Source organism: Blastomonas sp. CCH1-A6 (assembly GCF_001556365.1).
Lineage (GTDB): Bacteria > Pseudomonadota > Alphaproteobacteria > Sphingomonadales > Sphingomonadaceae > Blastomonas > Blastomonas ursincola.
Window position 1 is genome coordinate 1 of sequence record NZ_LSIS01000099.1, and the last position, 1,067, is coordinate 1,067.

1 protein-coding gene is annotated in these 1,067 nt (G+C 63.1%); it reads right to left on the minus strand.

From position 1 onward, the window contains the following. Positions 1-14: 14 nt before the first annotated feature. Positions 15-1,067: IS66 family transposase (gene tnpC / locus AX735_RS04490; RefSeq protein ID WP_066276256.1), on the minus strand; the 1,053-nt coding region annotated here is incomplete at its 5' end.

Consider the following 1,067-nt stretch of genomic DNA (forward strand, 5'->3'; position numbering starts at 1 on the left):
CGTAAGCGATGTTTTCAGGTCACGTCGATCCAAGGCATGAGGTCGCCGACGCCGTTTGCTGGATGACCATGGGCGAGCTTGGTGAGCGTCTCGGTCAGCCATGTGTGCGGGTTGATGCCGGCGATCTTGCAGTTCTCGATCAGCGTGGCGATAACCGCCCAGTTGTCGCCGCCCTCGTCGGAGCCCGCGAACAGGGCATTCTTGCGGTTGAGGGCCAGAGGTCTGATCGACCGCTCAACGGTGTTGGTATCGAGCTCGACGCGGCCATCATCAAGGAAGACGGTGAGCCCGTCCCAGCGGCTGAGCGCGTAGCGTATCGCTTCGGCCAGCTTGCTCTTGGTACTGACCTGACGGAGCCGAGCCTCCAGATAGTAGTGCAGATCAGCGACGATGACGCGGGCGTGCTCGTTGCGGACTGCGCGACGATGATCGGCATCGGTGCCGCGAACCTCGCTCTCGACGGCATATAGACCGGCGATCCGCTGCAGCACCTCGGTAGCAACCGGTGACTTGTCGGCGAGATCGAAGAACTTGCGCCGGACGTGTGACCAGCAAAACGCGAGAGTGATCTGCTCCTGCCGCTTGGCGAGCGCTGTATATCCGCCATAGCCGTCGACCTGCAGGATGCCTGCAAAGTCCCCCAGATGCGCTTCGGCGCGCTCGCTCTTGCGGTCGGCCGCATAGACATAGGCCATCATCGGCGGATCGATACCGCCCCATGGGCGATCATCGCGGGCATACGCCCATAGCTGGCCGGTCTTGGTCCGCCCTCGTCCTGGATCGAGCACTGGCGCTGTCGTCTCGTCGGCAAACAGCCGCTCGGATCGTCGCAGTCGTTCCAGGATATGGTCCCGCAAGGGGCGAAGATACCATGCGGACCGCCCGACCCAGTCTGCAAGGGTCGATCGATCCAACTGGATGCCCTGCCGAGCATAGATCTGCGCCTGCCGATAAAGCGGCAAGTGATCGGCATACTTGGCAACCAGCACCTGGGCGATCAGGGCTTCGGTGGGGATGCCGCCTTCGACAATACGAGCCGGTGCCGGGGCCTGGACGACCGCGCTCTC